The sequence below is a fragment of the Pseudoalteromonas fuliginea genome, assembly GCF_000690055.1.
Lineage (GTDB): Bacteria > Pseudomonadota > Gammaproteobacteria > Enterobacterales > Alteromonadaceae > Pseudoalteromonas > Pseudoalteromonas fuliginea.
The window spans coordinates 1-212 of the sequence record NZ_JJNZ01000257.1 but is presented as its reverse complement, the minus strand read 5'-3'; the positions used below and the strand labels follow the sequence as shown (position 1 = coordinate 212).

1 rRNA gene is annotated in these 212 nt (G+C 49.5%); it reads left to right on the top strand.

Features of this window, described 5'->3' with window-relative positions:
- Positions 1-212, top strand: a 16S ribosomal RNA gene (locus DC53_RS21545); the annotation flags it as partial.

Below are 212 nucleotides of genomic sequence, written 5' to 3'. Positions count from 1 at the left end.
TTGGAACTTAGTGACAGGTGCTGCATGGTTGTTGTCAGCTCGTGCCTTGAGGTGTTCGGTTAAGTCCGTTAACGAGCGCAACCCATGTCCTTAGTTATTATGTCTAAGGAGACTGCCTTGGTTAACAAGGAGGAAGGTGTGGATGACGTCAAGTCCTCATGGCCCTTACGGGTTGGGCTACACACGTGCTACAATGGCATCATCAATGGGTT